The sequence below is a fragment of the Pseudomonas sp. FW300-N1A1 genome, assembly GCF_058789115.1.
The window spans coordinates 80721-99214 of the sequence record NZ_JBYTBK010000001.1; the positions used below are offsets into that span (position 1 = coordinate 80721).

Genomic DNA, 18494 nt, shown 5'->3' on the forward strand with positions numbered 1-18494 from the left:
AAATGGAACTGTTCCTTTCAGAATAGTCCTACATAAACCCTGCGCTGTTGCCCTTAGTCTCACACGATCTTGAAATGGCTGAGTGCAGACTGGCCGCATTGTTATTGCAGAGTTGATCAACTATGCCGAATAAAGCCTTACGTATCCTGATTGCCGATGAACAGCATTTTCATCGTATGAAAATCGAGCGCCGCCTGAATCAGCTCGGTTACTACCGGATTGCTCCCGTGCAGTCACTCGACGAACTGCTCAGTGTCGTGGAGTACGGGTGTGAGCCCTTTGACCTGGTGATCATCAATGCCGCCCTGACGACAGGCACCGGGCTGGATCCCCTGGCGTTCTGCCAGGACAACCAGCAGATTCGTCATGCGCTGATCTACGATGCCCAGCAGGCCGGGCTACCTGCGTTGTTTGTCGCGCAGCCAGGTAACGTGCGGATCAGCCAGGACCGGGTTCCAGATCAGGAAACCCTAGAGAGCCTGATGAGCCGCGTGGATCTACCCATCCCCCTTTCCGAACGCTCTCATCCCTGGCATCAGGGTGGTTTGCGCGCCTGAAAAACCTCCTGGTGACGTAGTGCCGTTCGTCTGAACTGTCATATCTGACAGGTAGTCGTCCCTCTTCTCCCGTGCAATAGTCGTTGCGCGGCCGTGTCTATTCGGCCCATGGTTTTGCCGTGGGCGATACTTTTACAGGAGTTGCCATGAGTTCACTGTTGATCGCAGACGATCATCCGGTAGTTCGGGCGGCTCTGAAAATGGTGCTTGGGGCACTCAAGGACGCGAATAACAAGCCGCTGTTCCAGACCATCAGGCAGTCATCCACTGCGATCGATGCCCTGCAAGCGATTCGCGAGCATTCGCCCAACCTGGTGGTGCTGGACCTGCAGATGCCCGGGCTCAGCGGACTGGAGTTTCTTGCTCGTCTGCAGCGCGAGCGCTTGCCCTCGCGCGTCGTGGTCTTCACCTCCCATGAGCCCAGGTTTTATGTCGAGCGTTGCATGCGGGGCGGGGCCATGGGGTTTGTCGAAAAGTCCAATGACCTGGATGAACTGTGTAAAGCCGTCAAGGCGCTGATGTCTGGCTACACCTATTTCCCCCGGCTGGACACCAGCTCGGTGAACCAGAGCCTGCTACAGATGGATGAGCAGAAAATGATCGACAGGCTCTCCGACCGTGAGTTGACCATTTTCCAGGACCTGGCACGTGGCTCCAGCAACAAGGAGATTGCCGAACGCATGCACCTGAGCCACAAGACTGTCAGCACCTACAAAACCCGCTTGATCGAAAAGCTCAACGTGCAGTCCCTGGTTCATCTACGGGATTTCGCCCAACGCAACCATCTGCTCTGAATACCCGTGAGCACGCGCGCCTGGCGGGTCGTGTTGACAGGAGTCAGCCTGTGTTGGGTGCTGAGCTGCCTTGGCGCCACGCCGGACCCCCTGCGGCTGCAGGGGCGATCGAGTGTCGAGAGTTACCGGGTCAACCTGGATGAAGCGGATTGGCGCTGGCTGAGGGAGAAAGGCCGCTTGCGCCTCGGCGCCTCGGCACCGGACTACCCACCGTTCGAAAACACCATCAATGATCAGTACTTTGAGGGTATCACCGCTGACTTTGCCGGGCTGATCGCCCAATTGCTGCACATCAAGGTGGAAGTGGCGCGTTATGACTCTCGCGAGGCAGTGATTGATGCGTTAAAGCAGGGGGAGATTGATCTGTTGGGGGCGGCCAACGGATTCGAAGCCGCCGATTCGCAATTGTTGATGTCACGTGCCTATGCCGAAGACGCGCCCATCCTGGTCACGCGGGTGGGCGACAGTGCGCGTTTGTCACCTGATCTGGGCAACCTGCGGGTGGCGATGCTGGATCACTACTTGCGGCCGGAGACCGTCCAGGCGGCTTACCCCGATGTCCGGCTGGAGCTGTACCGTTCGACCCTGAGCGCCATGGGAGCCGTGGCCTTCGGTGGCGCGGATGCTTATCTGGGCGACTCCATCAGTGCCAGCTACCTGATCAATAACAACTACCTGAGCAATGTGCAGTTGGCCCAGTTCGCCCGGATGGAAGTCAACTCGTTCGGCTTTGCGGTCAGTGCCGACAACCTCCGCTTGCGGGGCATCATCGATGCAGCGCTGGCGGCGATTCCAGAGCAGGAGCGCACGACTATCCTGCGCCGCTGGAGCTCCGGCAGCAGTTTCAGTAACACCCAGCGGGTGCAACTGAGCACCCGCGAGCAGCGCTGGCTGGATCAGCATCCTCGGATCAAAGTCGGCTTTATGAGTCACTTTGTACCGCTGTCGTTTGAGGACGAAAACACACAGTTCAGCGGGCTCAGTGCTCAGGTCCTGGACAGGATCAGCTTGCTGACGGGATTGAAATTCGAAGCCATACGCAGTGAGTCGCTGAATGAGCAGATCGATCAGCTAAAGCGTGGCGAGATCGACCTGATGACCGTTTTGACCCCGAGCATTGAACGTCAGGCAGCGTTGCGCTTCACAAGACCTTATCTGATCAACCCGTTCGTGCTGGTGTGTGCTATCGGCAGCCGGTCCCCGATTACACTCGATGATCTGGCGGGCAGGCGCGTGGCAATTATTCGCGGTAATGCAATGCGTGAGCTCATCCGCTCCCATGCCCCGAATGTGCGCTTCATCGACGTCGAAAACCCGGCTCAGGCGATGGCACTGGTCGCAAGCGGGGCGGCTGATGGGGCATTGAACTCGTTGATCAGTGCGCGCTACATCATCGCCCGGCAGTACCAGGGCAAGCTCCAGGTGGCCAGCACTGTCGGCGTTGAACCCGCGCATATCGGCTTTGCCACCCAGCGTGGCGCGCTTGAACTCTACTCCATCCTGAACAAAGCCCTGTTGAGCATTTCCCCGCAGGAACTGGACGAACTGGCCAGTCGCTGGCGCAACGAAGTGCCTGTCGACGGCAGCTACTGGTCACGCCACCGCAGCACCATCATTCAGGGATTCGTCGCGGCAGGCCTGCTGTTGTTGCTGGCGCTGGCCTGGATCGCTTACCAGCGCAATCTGATTCGCAATCGCCAGCAACTGCTGCAACAAGTGCAACAGGCCAAGGATGCCGCCGACGATGCCAACCGGGCCAAGACCACGTTTCTGGCCACCATGAGCCATGAAATTCGCACCCCCATGAATGCGCTGATCGGCATGCTGGAATTGGCGATGACCCGGGCGCAGCAGGGCGTGACCGACCGTTTCGCGATTGAAGTCGCGTCCAGTGCGGCGCAACAACTGCTGGAGCTGATCGGCGATATTCTGGACATCTCGCGGATCGAGTCCGGGCATTTGTCCCTGGCCCCGGAACGGGCCAACCTGGGGGGATTGGTCGAGTCGGTGAGCAAGGTGTTCGAAGGCCTGGCGCGGGAAAAGAACCTGCAGTGGTGGGTTGAACTGGACGCTCGCAGCCAGCGCGACGTGCTGATCGACCCGATGCGCTTCAAACAGATCCTCTCCAATCTGCTGAGCAACGCCATCAAGTTCACTCGCGCTGGACACATTCGCCTGACGTTGCAGGTCGAGCCCGGTACGGTTCAGGGGCATGTGGCCGTCAGGTTGCTGATCGAGGACACCGGGATCGGTATCAGCACCGCTGATCAGCAGCGCTTGTTCAGTCCTTTTGTCCAGGCGGCCAATAGCCCTCAGGATGGTCGCAGCGGTTCGGGACTGGGCCTGGTCATCAGTCGCTCGCTGTGCGAGATGATGGGGGGGCAGCTGCAGCTCAACAGTGTGCTGGGCGCGGGTACCCGGGTCGAAATCCAGCTTGATGTACCGGCCTTGCAACCGTTGGCCGAGGTGCCGCCAGCAGCGGCTGCTGCGCTCGAGCCGGGGCGTTCGTTGCAGGTGTTGGTGGTGGATGACTACGCGGCCAACCGTCTGCTGCTGGCGCAGCAATTGAGCCATCTGGGGCATCGGGTACAGGACGCAAGAGACGGGGAGGAGGGGCTCGGTTACTGGCGTGAGCATGTGTACGACGTGGTCATCACCGATTGCAACATGCCGGTGCTCAGCGGCTATGAACTGGCGAGGGCGATCCGTGAGGAGGAGCGATTCCACGGTTTGAAACCTTGCCTGATCCTCGGTTTCACCGCTAACGCCCAGCACGAAGAAAAGATCCGCTGCCGGGAAGCCGGGATGGACGATTGCCTGTTCAAACCCATCAACCTCAAGGACCTGAATGCCGGACTGACAGGAGCACCGATCAGGGCGAATGCACCGGTGCCGGTCGAAACACCCGCGGATCCCGGCGTCGAGTTCGACCTCGGTGGCCTTGAACAACTGGCAGGGGATGATCGCCACCTGATCGATAATCTGCTGGCCGACCTGACGGCCAGCAATGCCGAGGACAGGGTGCGTCTGCAGGCGCTTCATGCCGACAGCGATCGCATCGGTTTGCGGGACCTGGCCCATCGGATCAAGGGGGGGGCGCGAATGATCAAGGCACAGCGCCTGATCCTCTGGTGCGAACAACTGGAGACCGCATGCGGCGAACACGACAGCCACTCCCTGAACCAGGCCGTGCAAGGGTTGCACGACGCCATGCAGCGGCTGGATCGGTATCTCAAGCGCTGAGCTTCTTGCGGCTTGCGGCTTGCAGCTTGAGTCTGCCCCTAAGCAATATCGCTCTGGCTGAACTCCTCACCCAGAAAGTCGATCAGCGCGCGCACCGACGGCAACAGGCCGCGGCGCGAAGGGAAGATGGCGTGGACGATCCCGCACTTGGGGGCCCATCCCGGCACCAACTCCACCAGACGCCCCGCAGCAAGATCGTCACGCACCACGACGGCCGGCAGGTGGGCGACGCCCAACCCCGCCAGCACGGCGGTGCGCAAGGCAATCAAGTCGTCGGTCACCAGCCGTGGATGATGGCGGATCACCGCGCTGGCGGCGTCCGGGCCGAACAGCTCCCATTGGTACTCCCGTTGCGCGGCGCCCCAATGCAGGCTCGGCAATCCGCTCAAGTCCGCGGGTGAGGCGGGGGTCGACAAGCGTTCGACAAAGGCCGGGGCGCCCACCAGGCTTTGGGTGCTGTTACCCAGTACTTTCATCACCAGGTCGGTGTTTTCCAGCGGCGGGAAACGCACCCGCAGAGCAATGTCGAAGCCTTCGTGGATCAAGTCCACGCGGCGGTTGGTGCTCTCGATGAACAGCTCCACCAACGGGTACTTGAGCATGTAGCGCGTCAGCATCGGCCCGACCCAGGAGTTGAGCAGCGCCGTCGGGCAACTGATGCGCACCAGTCCCTGGGGTTCGGAGCGATTGCGTTCGATCAGTTCGGCGGCGCTTTCGGCTTCCACACGCATCGCCAGGCAGCGCTGGTAGTAGGCCTGACCGATTTCAGTGAGCGAACAATGCCGGCTGGTACGGTGGATCAAACGCACCCCGAGGCGTTCCTCGAGCTGGGCGATGCGTCGGCTGAGTTTCGACTTGGGCATGTCCAGCGCCCGTCCTGCTGCGGCGAAACCGCCGTGTTCGACCACTTGGGTGAAGTAGTACAGGGTGTTCAGGTCTTCCACTATCGTTCTCCAAATAGAACGCTAAGGGTGATTTTTGCAGTCTACCGGATCAAAGGTGTCGGATTTAAGCTTTGTCCATGTTCTGACTCACCCCACATTCGGAGGCACCATGAAAAACATCATTGGTATCTACACCAGCCCAAGGGCGCACTGGGTGGGCGACGGTTTTCCGGTTCGCACGCTGTTTTCCTACGACAGCCTGGGCAAACACATCAGCCCGTTCCTGTTGCTCGACCATGCCGGCCCCGCTGAATTCACCCCGACTACCGCGCGACGCGGCGTGGGTCAGCATCCGCACCGCGGGTTTGAAACCGTGACGATCGTCTACAAGGGCGAACTGGAGCACCGCGATTCCACCGGCAGCGGCGGCAAGATCGGCCCTGGCGATGTGCAATGGATGACCGCGGCGTCCGGGATCCTGCACGAGGAGTACCACTCCGAGGCATTCGCCAAGACGGGCGGCACCCTGGAAATGGTCCAGCTGTGGGTCAACCTGCCCGCCAAGGACAAAATGGCCGAGGCCGGCTACCAGACTATCCTCGATGGCGATATCCCGAGCATCGCCCTTAAGAACAAGGCCGGCAGCCTGCGTCTGATTGCCGGTGAGTTCGACGGTCACAAGGGGCCGGCGCGCACCTTCACCCCGATCGATGTCTGGGACATCCGCCTGAATGCCGGCAAGGTGCTCAACCTGGACCTGCACGAAGGTCGCAACACCGCCCTGGTGGTGCTGCGTGGCACGGTTCAGGTCAATGGCCTGGAGTTGGTGCGCGAAGGGCAACTGGCGCTGTTCGAACGCAATGGCGACCAGTTGAGCCTGGAAGCCAGCAACGATGCCGTGGTGCTGTTGCTCAGCGGTGAGCCGATCGACGAGCCGATCGTCGGTCACGGCCCATTCGTGATGAACACCGAGCAGGAGATTCACCAGGCGTTCGCCGACTTCCAGTCCGGTCGCTTCGGCCAGATGCACGGTTAAGCCGTACCCGTTCAACCACCCGCTCTACACAGGATGCGTAGGTCGGTTCCCGGGCCAGGGATGGCTGTTGCCTAAACGAAAGAGGAAACGCACATGAGCACCCACAACGCGGCCAACTTCAACGGCCTGAAACCGACCATCGATCCCAACGACAGCGCGATGCTGTTAATCGACCACCAGAGCGGCCTGTTCCAGATCGTCAAGGACATGGACGTGCCGCAACTGCGCGCCAACGCCATTGCCCTGGCCAAGGCCGCGACCTTGTTGAACATGCCGGTGATCACCACCGCCTCGGTACCTCAGGGGCCGAACGGGCCGCTGATTCCGGAAATTCATCAAGAGGCACCGCACGCCCGGTACGTGGCGCGCAAAGGTGAAATCAACGCCTGGGACAATCCTGAGTTCCGCGCGGCGGTCGAAGCCACCGGCAAGAAAACCCTGGTGATCGCCGGCACCTTGACCAGCGTTTGCCTGGCGTTCCCGTCGATTGCGGCGGTGCATGAGGGCTACAAGGTGTTTGCGGTGGTCGACGCTTCCGGTAACCACTCGAAACTGGCCACTGATCTGACCATTGCCCGTTTGGCACAAGCCGGGGTGGTGCCGATCGACATCATGGCTACGCTATCTGAGCTGCAAGGCTCATGGAACCGTCCAGATGCCGAGCAGTGGGCCGCTGTCTACGCCCAGGCCATGCCGCATTATCAATTGCTGATCGAGAGCTACATCAAGGCTCAACAAGTGGCGAACGAACACGAAGTGCTGGACTCCCAGCGCTAACCGGGTACCCCCACGCCGACATTCACTCGGCATCGATAACACGCGAGGACTACTGCAATGACTACTTCTTACAAGCGTCTGGACAAGGATAACGCTGCCGTTCTGTTGGTTGATCATCAGGCGGGCCTGCTGTCGCTGGTACGCGACATCGAACCGGATCGTTTCAAGAACAACGTGCTGGCGCTGGCCGACCTGGCCAAGTACTTCAAGCTGCCGACTATCCTGACCACCAGCTTTGAAACCGGCCCCAACGGTCCACTGGTGCCCGAGCTCAAGGCAATGTTCCCCGAGGCGCCGTACATCGCTCGCCCTGGCCAGATCAATGCCTGGGACAACGAAGACTTCGTCAAGGCCATCAAGGCCACCGGCAAGAAGCAACTGATCATTGCCGGTGTGGTGACTGAAGTGTGCGTGGCCTTCCCGGCACTCTCGGCCCTGGCCGAAGGGTTTGAGGTGTTCGTGGTGACGGATGCGTCCGGGACCTTCAACGAACTGACTCGTCAGTCGGCCTGGGATCGCATGTCGTCCTCCGGCGCCCAGCTGATGACCTGGTTCGGCCTGGCCTGTGAGCTGCACCGCGACTGGCGCAACGACATCGAAGGCTTGGGGACCTTGTTCTCCAACCACATTCCGGACTACCGCAACCTGATCACCAGCTACAACACCTTGACCGGCGGCAAGTAAGCCGGGTCCGGCGGTGTACACAGTCTCTGTGTACACCACCCATCAACTAATGGAATGGCTACCCCCGCTGCCCCGTGGCGAGCGAGCTTGCTCGCGCTGGGGAGCGAAGCGCCCCCAACATGACTATTGCAGGCTTTCGGATAAAACTCGGTGACTGGCCCGGGGCTGCTGTGCAGCCCAGCGCGAGCAAGCTCGCTCGCCACGGGGGGAGACGCTCGTGTTTCTCTGGGTGGCGAGAGCAAGCCATGTGATCAAGACGGTATCTCCCACATCGGTTTTCCAGCGTTTTGTAGACGGCGTTTATCCCGCAAAAACAATTGCTCCTACACTGTGGCCAATCTGTGCGATCTTCCGTTCATCGGCCTTCGCTGGAGTTGCTTGATGCAGTCACTGCTCACCGACCATCCCCTGTACACCGCCTTGGCGTTGATGCTGCTCGACCTGTTGCTGTGGCGGGTGATCAGCAGCAGCGGCAGTCAATGGAAGCTGTTGGTGCGGCTGCTGATGTTCTCGTTGTTCAGCGCAGTGCTGTTCAATGAGGGGCTGAACCCGATGCAGGCGGCGCCCTGGCCGGAGAACGTGCCGCTGCACCTGGCAGCGACCGGTTTGCAGATCGCCTGGTGGCTGTTCGCGGCGCGCACCCTGACCGTGCTGATCGGTGCGGTGATGATGCAGCGGGTAGGGCACACCGGCCGGCTGTTGCAGGACTTGCTGGGGGCGGTGATTTTCCTGATCGCGATCATTGCCGCGCTAGCCTATGTCCTCGATCTGCCGGTCAAGGGCGTGCTGGCGACGTCCGGTGCGGTGGCAATCATCGTCGGCCTGGCCTTGCAAAGCACCCTCAGCGACGTTTTTTCCGGCATCGTGCTCAACACCACCAAACCCTATCAACTCGATGACTGGATTTCCATCGACGGCACCGAAGGCCGGGTCATCGACATCGACTGGCGCGCCACGCGCCTGCAAACCGCCCAAGGCAGCATGGCGGTGATTCCCAACTCGCTGGCGGCCAAGGCCAAGATCATCAATTTCAGTCGGCCCAGTGACATTTTCGGCATTGCCATCAGCTTGCAGTTGAGCCCCCATGCGCGGCCGCAAACCGTGATCGAGGCATTGGAGCGGGCGATGCAGGGTTGCCGGTCATTGCTCGGCCAGCCGGCGCCGAGCGTCGCCTTGAAAAGCGCCAGCAGCAGCGGCGTGGAGTACGAGATCAGCGGTTTCGTCAGTTCGATGGCGCAAAAGCGTGAAGCGCGCAATGCGCTGTTCGACCTGGCATTCCGCCATTTGCAGGCGTCGGGCGTCAGCCTGTTGTCGACGGCCGAGAGTGATGCCCCGGTGAGCCTGTCGCGGCCCCGGGCGTTGCTGGAAAGCTCGACAATCTTCTCGACCCTGCGCCAGGACGAAAAGGACACCTTCAGCCAGAACATGGAACTGATCACCTTCCGCGCGGGCGAGATGATCCTGCCCGCGGGCCAGGTCAGCGATCATTTGTTCATCATCGAGTCGGGCGTGGTCTCGGTGACCCTGAGCCGGGCGGGCAACCAGTTCGAGGCCGGGCGCATGGGGCCGGGGGAGGTGATCGGCGAAGCCGGGATTCTGTCCGACGACTCGGTGCCGGCGGACTTCTACGCCAAGACCTACTGCACCCTGTACCGCATCGAGAAGGAATACCTCAAACCCTGCCTCGACGCCCGCCACGACATCAATGAGGCGATGAAGGCCTTGCTCGACTTCCGCCTGCAAACGGCGCAGACCCTGACCCGGGAAGTGCCGACGGTTGCGGTGAAAAAGGGCTTCTTGCAGTGGCTGCGTCGCCGTAGCTAGCGAGCGACGGGCGCTACGGGATCATACAAGCCCTGTGTTTCCCGGAGTCCGGAAAACGGGGCCGTCGGCAAGCGCCGAATTGGCTTCCTCAACTTCGCAACTATTGGTCATTGGTGGTCGGCCCAAGCGGGGCTAACGTATGCCTCACCCACTTGTTATGGAGCTGACCATGCAACCTCGTATCGACTTCTACACCGCTTCCCCGGAGGCCCTCAAAGCCATGATCGCCCTGGAAACCGCGGTCTCCAGGTTGCCGCTGGAAAAGACCATCATCGAACTGGTCAAGTTGCGCGCTTCGCAAATCAACGGCTGCGCCTTTTGCATCGACATGCACACAGCGGATGCCATCAAGGGTGGTGAAACACCTCGTCGTCTGTTCGGCGTGAGCGCCTGGCGTGAGACGCCGTTTTTCACCCCCCGTGAACGCGCGGCTTTGGCCTGGACCGAGTCCTTGACCCTGCTGAGCCAGACCCATGCGCCGGATGAAGACTACGAACAACTGAGCGCCGAGTTCGATGCACGGGAAATGGTCGACCTGACCGTCGCGATCACCACCATCAATGCCTGGAACCGCCTGGCCGTGGGCTTTCGCAAAATGCCCCAGGCCTGATCAGTGAGCGTCTGCTGAAGGGGCCGCCGGTGGTTGCACCTTGCGCATCAGGGGCACCATCAGCGTCGCCACGGTGAAGCAGACCATGATCATCAGGAAGGCGTCGCCGTAAGTCTGCGTCTGGGCTTCACGGTACGTCAGCAGCCACAGTTGGCGCAGGCTGGCGGTGACACCCGCATCGCCGCTTTGACCCAGCGCCGCGAAGTGGTTGCCGACCTGGGCCAGCCACTGGTTCAGGGCTTCATTGCTGCTGTTCAAATGCTCTGCCAACCGGGTGAAATGCAGATTGGTGCGGTCGTTGAGGATGGTCGCACATGCGGCAATGCCGATCGCGCCACCCAGATTGCGCATCAGATTGAACAACCCCGAGGCGTGCTTGAGTCGCGCCGGGGCCAGCCCGCCCAGGGTCAACGTGACGGCGGGTGGCACTGCCAGTTGCTGGGCAATCCCGCGCAGTGCTTGTGGCAACATCAATTCCTTGGCCCCCCAGTCGTGGGTGATCGGGCTGAAATCCCACATCGACAGGGCGAACAGGCCAAGCCCGGTCATCATGATCCAGCGCAGGTCGATGCGGTTGGCCAGAAAGGCATACAAGGGAATGGCCAGGATCTGGAACACCCCGGTGGAAAATACCGCCAGACCAATGTCCAGCGCGCCGTAGCCACGGACCCTGCCGAGAAACAACGGCGTCAGGTAAATGGTGGCGAACAGGCCGATGCCGGTGACGAACGAAAAGAAGCAGCCCAGGGCAAAGTTTCGATCTTTCAGTGCACGCAAATCGACAAGCGGATTGGCCACATGCAAGGTGCGGCCGATGAACGCCAGTCCTGCCAGCCCGGAAATCCACGCGGTGGTGAGAATGGTCCGGTCGCTGAACCAGTTCCAGCGCGGCCCTTCTTCCAGGGTGTACTCCAGGCAACCGAGAAACAGCGCCAGGAAGATCATGCCCAGATAGTCCGCGCCCTTGATCAGGGTCAGGTCCGGCTGGTCGATTTTTACCAGCATCGGCACCGCCACGGCGACGAAGATGCCCGGCACCAGGTTGATGTAGAACAGCCAGTGCCAGGACGACACGTCCGTTATCCAGCCGCCAATCACTGGCCCCAACGTGGGTGCCAGCGAGGCGACGGCGCCGATGGTCGCGGCGGCGATTACCCGTTGTTTGCCGGTGAAGAAAAAGAATGCGGTGGTGAACACCAGCGGGATCATCGAGCCACCGAGAAAACCTTGCAGGGCGCGGAAGGCAATCATGCTCTGAATGTTCCAGGCGGCACCACAGAGCAAGCTGGCCAGGGTGAAACCGACGGCGGATGCGCAGAACAGCCAGCGGGTGGAAAACACGCGTGACAACCAACCGGACAACGGAATCACGATGATCTCGGCGATCAGGTAGCTGGTCTGTACCCAAGCGGTTTCGTCGGTGCCGGCCGAGAGTCCACCGCCGATATCGCGCAACGAGGCCGAGACAATCTGGATATCCAGCAACGCGATAAACATGCCGATGCACATCGTGGCAAAGGCAAACACCTTGGTCGCGGTGCTCATGTCCGCGGCATTGAAGGGTAACGCCGGTGCGGTGAGGGCGCGGCTCATCGTGCGTTGGCCGTTGTCACTGCAACGGACTGTTCTGTAGGCGCGGCTTTGGTGTCCACCGAGGCGGTTACCGACAAGCCAGGACGTAGTTGACCGAGCACACCGTCAGCGGGGTCCAGCAGGATGCGTACCGGCACCCGCTGCACGATCTTGGTGAAGTTGCCAGTAGCGTTTTCCGGCGGCAGCACGCTGAACTGCGAACCGGTGGCCGGAGCCAGGCTGTCGAGTCGGCCATGGAATTGCTGTCCGGCGAGCACGTCGGCGTGAATGCTGACCCGTTGGCCGGGCACCATATGCGCCAGTTGATCCTCCTTGAAGTTGGCATCCACCCACAGTCCGCTGGCCGGTACCACCGAGAGCAGTTGCGCGCCCGCCTGGGCGTAGGCGCCGACCCGTGCCCGGCGATTGCCGATCACACCGTCCACCGGTGCGCGCAGTTCGGTGTAGTCAAGGTTCAACTGCGCCAGATCACGTTCGGCACGCGCCTGTACCAGTGCAGCCCTGGCCTGTTGTTTCTGGGTGGCGATGACGTCCAGTTGCCGCTGGGTCGCGAGCAATTCGGCCTGCGCCCGGGCGCTCAAGGCTTGGGCGGTTTTGAAGGTGGCCGCGGCGCGTTGCACGCTTTCCAGCGACACGGCAGCACTGCCAGCCAGGCGTTGGTAGCGTCCGTTGTCGTCCCGCGAACGAATGGTTTCAGCGCCTGCGGCATCAATTCCGGCGCGCGCCTGGGCGATCATTGCGTGCTGCAATTGTTCGGTTGCGTCGAGGTTGGCCAGCAATGCCTCTTCAGCCGCCACAGCCCCCTCGGCTTTGGCCAGGCTGGCGCGATAGTCCCGCGAATCGAGGCGTATCAGTACATCACCGGCCTTGACCCGTTGGTTGTCGCTGACGAGCACGTGTTCGATGTAACCGGCCACCTTCGGTCCGATCACCGTGACGTCGCCTCCGATGTAGGCATCGTCGGTTTCCTCGAGGTACCGCCCGCTGGTCCACCAGTGCACGGCGTACAGCGCGATCAGTAGCACGGCGATGAACGCGGCGGTGATGAGCAATGCGCGTTTGAGCAACGGAGGGCGTTTCGACTGCATCGCTTGCGGGGCGAGGGCGGGGTCTGCGGCAGACAGGTTGGTCATGGCAATAACCTATGGGGTACAGGTATTATTACGATAATAATATGATGTCTGTAATATTTTCTCGCAACCGATTTTTCTGACCGCTCGTCAGTTGCCGCTGGGCAGGTGATCGGTGTCTTGATGGTTACTGCGGGTCGACGATTTTCCACCAGTCGGGTTGGCCGTCCGCGAAGGCGTGATGCGTCGGTGTGAGCGCCGGGTCTTCAACGTGATCGAAACCACCAAGCAGCAGGGCGATGGTGGGCGCGTCATCGATGGCGCCGATCGAGCTCCCGCACCGAGGACAGAACGCACGGCTGGAAAAGTCCGATGACCTGAAGGTGGCAGGCAGGCCGCCGGTTCCGGTCCAGGTGACCTTGTCGCGGGGAAATTCAACCCACACAGCCGTCGGTGCACCCGTGTGCTGCTGGCAGTGGCGGCAGGAACAGGTATGGGGATTTTCGGCCGGGCCCTGGGCCGCATAGCGAATCCTGCCGCACAGGCAGCCGCCATTATAAGTCGTCTCGCTCATTGCCAGTCTCCGTGGCTGGGGTGTTCGTCAGGCGATCGGTGAACAGAGTTCCACCAGTGTCCCATCCGGGCAGCGCACGTAGGAAACGATCTGGCCCCAGGGTTTGCTGGCAGGCTCGGCGATTTCGCGGGCGCCGGCGGCCAGCGCTCTGGCGTGAGCCGCGTGAACGTCGTCGGTGACCAGGGCGACTTCCATGCCCAGTGGTTTGGCGCTGGCGTGGGCTGATACGTGGCCGGTACTGAAATTCATGGCGGCCAGTTCATCGGCGGCGAAGGCCAGGGCGGTCTCGCCGGTTTCCAGTTCGCCATAGGTGCCCGACTCATGGACAAAGCGCACGGCTAATCCGAAGGCTGCGGAGAAAAAATCGAGTGACGCGTTAACGTCGGGGACGTAGATGATCAGGTAGCCGAACTTCATCAGTGAACACTCCTTGTCGTGCCGATAGAAGCGTGAATCTAGCACGTTGTCACCGTCAAAAGATGTGCTTGAAACCGGTCATCAGGTGACGTGGCGTTCCCTGGTAACCGGTGTAGCCGGCAAGGATCCTGGTTCTGAATGAGCAGGATGAGCGGTCACGGGATTCCATTGCCGGTATTAATAGGAAGCATTACTATTCGCACCCTCGCCACCACAGCACGCCGCGATGACCCCCAAGCTGCCCCGCACAAGCGGATTTTTCGAGCATTACGAAGAGTTGGTCGGAACCTGGACGCGTCGGTTGAGAAATCGCCAGCAAGCCGAGGACCTGGCCCACGACACCTTCGTGCGGGTGCTTGAATCCGACTCGGTGACGGTGCAGCAGCCGCGGGCCTATTTGCATCAGACCGCTCGCAATATCGCGGTGGACGGTTATCGGCGCGAGGACCGGCGGGGTGCCATGGAATCCGAGGCGGTTGATCTCAGTGTGTCGTCGGTAGATGACCCGGAGCAATACATGCACGCGATCCAGCTGGCTGACTCCATCGAGCGGGCGCTCACAGAACTGCCTGCCAACTGTCGCAAGGTGTTCGTCTGGCAGAAGCTCGAAGGGCTGACCCAGGCCGAAATCGCCGAACGCCTGGGCCTGTCTAAAAACATGGTGGAAAAGTATATGATCCGCACCCTGCGGCATTTACGTGACCGCCTGGACGGTGCCGCCCAATGATCGGCCGCCTTGTTCCAGCCACAGCCAGACAGGACCTTCCATGATGGATACTCGTGATTGCGCGTGCGGGCGAACGACGGTTCGCGACGAGGCGGCGCTGTGGTTTACGCGCCTGCAAGACGCGCCGCTTGGCGATGATGATCAGCATTGCTTTGACGCCTGGCTGGATGAACACCCTCAGCACCGCGACGAATTCCAGTTGCTGCAAACCCTGTGGAGCGCCGCTGACCTGCTGCCCAAGGCACGGTTGCAAGCATTGTGCGAGGCCCCGTCCACGCGGGCCAAGCACCGCCCGCTGGTGCGTTATGCCGTGGCCGCCAGTGTGCTGGCACTGGCGGTTGGCATTGGCCTGTTCAGTGGCCTGAATCAGCCGGGCCGTTACACCGCGGAGTTTTCCACTGCCCCCGGCGAGCGCCGCCAGGTGAGCTTGCCGGATGGCTCGCTGATCGATTTGAACAGCCGCAGTCGGGTCCAGGTGCATTATGAAAACAACCGTCGTGGTATCGAACTGATCCAGGGTGAGGCTCTGTTCAGTGTCGAACACGACAGCCATCGACCCTTTGTGGTCGAGGCGGGTGCCGGCAAGGTCACGGTCACCGGCACGCGCTTTGATGTGCGCCGCGACAACACTGAAACCCGGGTAGCAGTGGAGCAGGGCACGGTCAGGGTGCAGGGCCGCGAGGCGCCCGACAACGAATTCGTCAACCTCACTGCCGGTTTGGGGACTCGGATTGATGCCAAAGGGCAGGTCGCCCAGGTCCGGGCGGTCGATACCCAGTCCTTGACGGCGTGGCGCAGCGGCAAGCTGGTGTTCAACGATGCCCGTCTCAGCGAAGTGGCCGAGGAAGTGTCGCGCTATCGGGACACGCCGCTGAGGGTGAGCGACGCGACGGTGGGTAATCTGCGCCTGACCAGCGTGTTCAAGTCCGACAACACAGAGGCCTTGCTCAAGACCCTGCCGAGCATCCTGCCAGTGTCCATCCGTACGCTCGATGACGGCAGCCAGGAAATAATTGCGCGATAGATTCAGGTTTTTTTCGAGTTCTTCGTCTTCTTGTCCAACTGCAACTGGTTTTCATTAACGGACGCACTTCTTTGCGATCAACAGGACAACGTTCGACGTGAAAAATACCCGCGCTAAAAACAACAAATCCGCCACGTTTTCCTGCCGTTGGCTGCCACTGGCCTTTGCCATGGCCGTCAACGCCGCCATGCCTTCGGCGTACGCCGAGCAGGCCGGCGGCAACATCCACATTCAGGCGCAACCGTTGGGCGAGGCCCTGACGCAACTGGGGCAGCAGACGTCCCTGCAGGTATTTTTCAACCCGGAGTTGGTGGCCGGTAAACAGGCGCCCGCGGTGGACGGCAACCTGTCGCTGGAGCAAGCCCTGCGTCAGCTGTTGCAGGGTAGCGGCCTGGACTACCGGATCGATGAAGGTTCGGTGACCTTGAGTCCTGCCGCGTCATCCGCGACAGGCGCAACCGATGGTCCGCTGGAGTTGGGCGTGACCGACATCAAGGTGGTGGGTGACTGGCTCGGCGATGCCGACGCCGCAGTGGTGCAGAACCACCCGGGTGCGCGTACGGTGATCCGTCGCGAGGCCATGGTAGAGCAGGGCGCGATGAACGTCGGCGATGTGCTCAAGCGCGTGCCTGGTGTACAGGTGCAGGATGCCAACGGCACCGGCGGCAGCGACATTTCCCTGAACGTTGGCGTGCGTGGCCTGACCTCGCGCCTGTCGCCACGTTCCACCGTACTGATTGATGGCGTACCGGCTGCGTTTGCGCCGTACGGCCAGCCGCAACTGTCCATGGCGCCGATTTCTTCCGGCAACCTGGACAGCATTGATGTGGTGCGAGGGGCCGGCTCCGTGCGTTACGGACCGCAGAACGTTGGCGGGGTGATCAACTTTGTGACCCGGGCGATCCCGGAAAAAGCCACGGGTGAAATCGGCACGACCCTGGAAACCTCCCAGTACGGTGGCTGGAAGCATATCGACACGGCGTTTCTGGGCGGCACCGCCGACAACGGCATCGGCATGGCGCTGTTGTATTCGGGGGTCAACGGCAACGGCTACCGTGAGAGCAACAACGACAACGACATCGATGACGTGCTCCTCAAGACGCACTGGGCGCCGACCGACTTCGACGACTTCTCGCTGAACTTCCACTACTACGATGCCGAGGCCGACATGCCCGGCGGCCTGACCCAGAAACAGTACGATGAAGACCCGTTCCAGTCGGTGCGCGACTATGACAAATTCAGTGGCCGGCGCAAGGATGTGTCCTTCAAGTGGATCCGCGAGATCGACGAGCGCACCCAGGCCGAGGTGCTGACCTACTACTCCGACAGCTTCCGTGGCAGCACCATTGCCGCACGCGATCAGAAAACCCTCAGTTCCTATCCGCGCACCTACTACACCTTCGGCATCGAGCCGCGGGTGTCCCATGTGTTCGACGCCGGCCCCACGACCCAGGAAGTCAGCGTGGGTTACCGCTACCTGAAAGAAGGCATGCACGAGCAGGCCAGTCGCGTGGCGCTGGTGAACAACCAGCCGGTGCAGATCCCGAGCTCGGACGGTCACGTGTATCAGGACCGCACCGGTGGCACCGAAGCCAATGCGTTCTACGTGGACAACAAGATCGATGTCGGTAACTGGACCCTCACGCCGGGCATCCGCTTCGAGGACATCAGCACCGAGTGGCATGACCGCCCGGTCCTCGATACGTCGGGCAAGCCGGTCCAGGAAAAGCGCCGCAGCATCGACAGCCACGAGCCGTTGCCGGCCCTGAGCGTGATGTACCACATGTCCGATGCCTGGAAGCTATTCGCCAACTACGAAACCTCCTTTGGCGCCTTGCAGTACTTCCAACTGGGGCAGGGCGGCTCGGGTGACCAGACCGCCAGCGGGCTGAACCCGGAAAAAGCCAAGACCTACGAAATCGGTACCCGCTACAACGATGACGCGTGGGGCGGTGAAGTGACGTTGTTCTACATCGACTTCGACGATGAACTGCAATACATCAGCAACGATGTGGGCTGGACCAACATGGGCGCGACCACGCACCGTGGGGTGGAAGCGTCGGTGCACTACAACATGGCCGCGCTTGATCCACGGCTCGACGGCCTGACCGCCAATGCCGGCTTCACCTACACCCGCGCGGTGTACGAAGGCGATATTCCAGGGTTCAAGGGACAAGACCTGCCGTTCTACTCCCGCCAGGTCGCCACGGCCGGGCTGCGCTACGACATCAACCGCTGGACCTACAACCTCGATGCGTTCGCCCAGTCCAAGCAGCATTCACCGGGCACCGGGATCAATGCCGATGGCAGCTTCAACGGCGACTACATCACCGAAGGCACGGCCGATGGTCAGTACGGCGACATCCCGGGTTATGTGCTCTGGAATGCGCGTGCCGGTTATGACTTTGGCGCGCAACTGTCGAACCTCAAGCTCGGTGCCGGGGTCAAGAACATCTTCGACAAGCAGTACTTCACCCGTTCCAGCGACAACAACTCGGGGATCTACGTCGGCGCCCCGCGCACGTTCTTCGTGCAGGCCAGCGTCGGCTTCTGACAGGCCCTGCGTTCAAGCTGTTCAGTCAAACGGGGGTACACCCCGCTGGGCTGCATGGCAGCCCCAAGGAGCGTCGTCGGTTTTTTTCTGAAAGACCACAATGGCTTTGTCGGGGCTGCTTCGTTT

General features: G+C 61.1%; 16 protein-coding genes. 11 read left to right on the forward strand and 5 right to left on the reverse strand.

The window, feature by feature from the left end; translation table 11 throughout:
* Positions 1–122: 122 nt before the first annotated feature.
* The 3 genes from AC3WQN_RS00430 (at position 123) to AC3WQN_RS00440 (ending at position 4594) form a co-directional block, all read left to right on the forward strand.
* A complete protein-coding gene (locus tag AC3WQN_RS00430; RefSeq protein ID WP_103399334.1) occupies positions 123–557 on the forward strand; it encodes an ANTAR domain-containing protein in 435 nt (144 codons plus the stop codon).
* 146 nt (positions 558–703) lie between these two features.
* A complete protein-coding gene (locus tag AC3WQN_RS00435) occupies positions 704–1351 on the forward strand; it encodes a response regulator transcription factor (protein ID WP_103399333.1) in 648 nt (215 codons plus the stop codon).
* 57 nt (positions 1352–1408) lie between these two features.
* A complete protein-coding gene (locus tag AC3WQN_RS00440) occupies positions 1409–4594 on the forward strand; it encodes a transporter substrate-binding domain-containing protein (protein ID WP_256587227.1) in 3186 nt (1061 codons plus the stop codon).
* Between the two features lie 38 nt (positions 4595–4632).
* On the opposite strand, the gene AC3WQN_RS00445 is transcribed toward AC3WQN_RS00440, so the two are convergent.
* Positions 4633–5541 (reverse strand): LysR family transcriptional regulator, encoded by a 909-nt coding sequence (locus AC3WQN_RS00445; protein WP_103399331.1) that lies wholly within the window; start codon positions 5539–5541, stop codon positions 4633–4635.
* A 106-nt stretch (positions 5542–5647) separates the two neighbouring features.
* Between AC3WQN_RS00445 and AC3WQN_RS00450 the strand changes: the two genes are divergently transcribed.
* The 5 genes from AC3WQN_RS00450 to AC3WQN_RS00470 all read left to right on the forward strand — a co-directional run bounded on the left by AC3WQN_RS00450 (position 5648) and on the right by AC3WQN_RS00470 (position 10409).
* Positions 5648–6514, forward strand: a complete 867-nt coding sequence (locus AC3WQN_RS00450; protein WP_103399330.1) for a pirin family protein — start codon at positions 5648–5650, stop codon at positions 6512–6514.
* Positions 6515–6607: 93 nt separating this feature from the next.
* Positions 6608–7291: an isochorismatase family protein gene (locus AC3WQN_RS00455; protein WP_103399329.1), complete on the forward strand. Its 684-nt coding sequence runs from the start codon at positions 6608–6610 to the stop codon at positions 7289–7291.
* A gap of 57 nt (positions 7292–7348) precedes the next feature.
* Positions 7349–7975, forward strand: coding sequence for an isochorismate family cysteine hydrolase YcaC (gene ycaC, locus AC3WQN_RS00460; RefSeq protein ID WP_103399328.1), 627 nt, complete (start codon positions 7349–7351; stop codon positions 7973–7975).
* 381 nt (positions 7976–8356) lie between these two features.
* Positions 8357–9799, forward strand: coding sequence for a mechanosensitive ion channel domain-containing protein (locus AC3WQN_RS00465; protein WP_103399327.1), 1443 nt, complete (start codon positions 8357–8359; stop codon positions 9797–9799).
* 169 nt (positions 9800–9968) lie between these two features.
* A complete protein-coding gene (locus AC3WQN_RS00470; RefSeq protein WP_103399326.1) occupies positions 9969–10409 on the forward strand; it encodes a carboxymuconolactone decarboxylase family protein in 441 nt (146 codons plus the stop codon).
* Here AC3WQN_RS00470 and AC3WQN_RS00475 read toward each other — a convergent pair whose 3' ends face one another.
* The 4 genes from AC3WQN_RS00475 to AC3WQN_RS00490 form a co-directional block, all read right to left on the reverse strand.
* Positions 10410–12002 carry a DHA2 family efflux MFS transporter permease subunit gene (locus tag AC3WQN_RS00475; protein ID WP_103399325.1) on the reverse strand — a complete coding sequence of 531 codons (1593 nt, stop codon included), beginning with the start codon at positions 12000–12002 and terminating at the stop codon, positions 10410–10412. It lies immediately after the preceding gene.
* The gene (locus tag AC3WQN_RS00480; RefSeq protein ID WP_103399324.1) at positions 11999–13135 is read right to left on the reverse strand and encodes an HlyD family secretion protein; all 1137 of its coding nucleotides are present in this window, start codon (positions 13133–13135) and stop codon (positions 11999–12001) included. Before AC3WQN_RS00480 ends, AC3WQN_RS00475 begins: the two co-directional genes overlap by 4 nt.
* A gap of 124 nt (positions 13136–13259) precedes the next feature.
* Entirely contained in the window at positions 13260–13646 is a 387-nt protein-coding gene (locus AC3WQN_RS00485; RefSeq protein ID WP_103399323.1) for a GFA family protein, read from the reverse strand.
* Between the two features lie 27 nt (positions 13647–13673).
* Positions 13674–14063, reverse strand: coding sequence for a VOC family protein (locus tag AC3WQN_RS00490; RefSeq protein WP_103399322.1), 390 nt, complete (start codon positions 14061–14063; stop codon positions 13674–13676).
* 226 nt (positions 14064–14289) lie between these two features.
* On the opposite strand from AC3WQN_RS00490, the gene AC3WQN_RS00495 reads away from it, so the two are divergent.
* From AC3WQN_RS00495 to AC3WQN_RS00505, 3 genes are all read left to right on the forward strand, one after another.
* The gene (locus AC3WQN_RS00495) at positions 14290–14790 is read left to right on the forward strand and encodes a sigma-70 family RNA polymerase sigma factor (protein ID WP_103399321.1); all 501 of its coding nucleotides are present in this window, start codon (positions 14290–14292) and stop codon (positions 14788–14790) included.
* Between the two features lie 40 nt (positions 14791–14830).
* On the forward strand, positions 14831–15814 hold the full coding sequence (locus tag AC3WQN_RS00500) for a FecR family protein (protein ID WP_103399320.1): 984 nt from the start codon (positions 14831–14833) through the stop codon (positions 15812–15814).
* A 97-nt stretch (positions 15815–15911) separates the two neighbouring features.
* On the forward strand, positions 15912–18368 hold the full coding sequence (locus tag AC3WQN_RS00505) for a TonB-dependent siderophore receptor (RefSeq protein ID WP_103399319.1): 2457 nt from the start codon (positions 15912–15914) through the stop codon (positions 18366–18368).
* Positions 18369–18494: the final 126 nt, after the last annotated feature.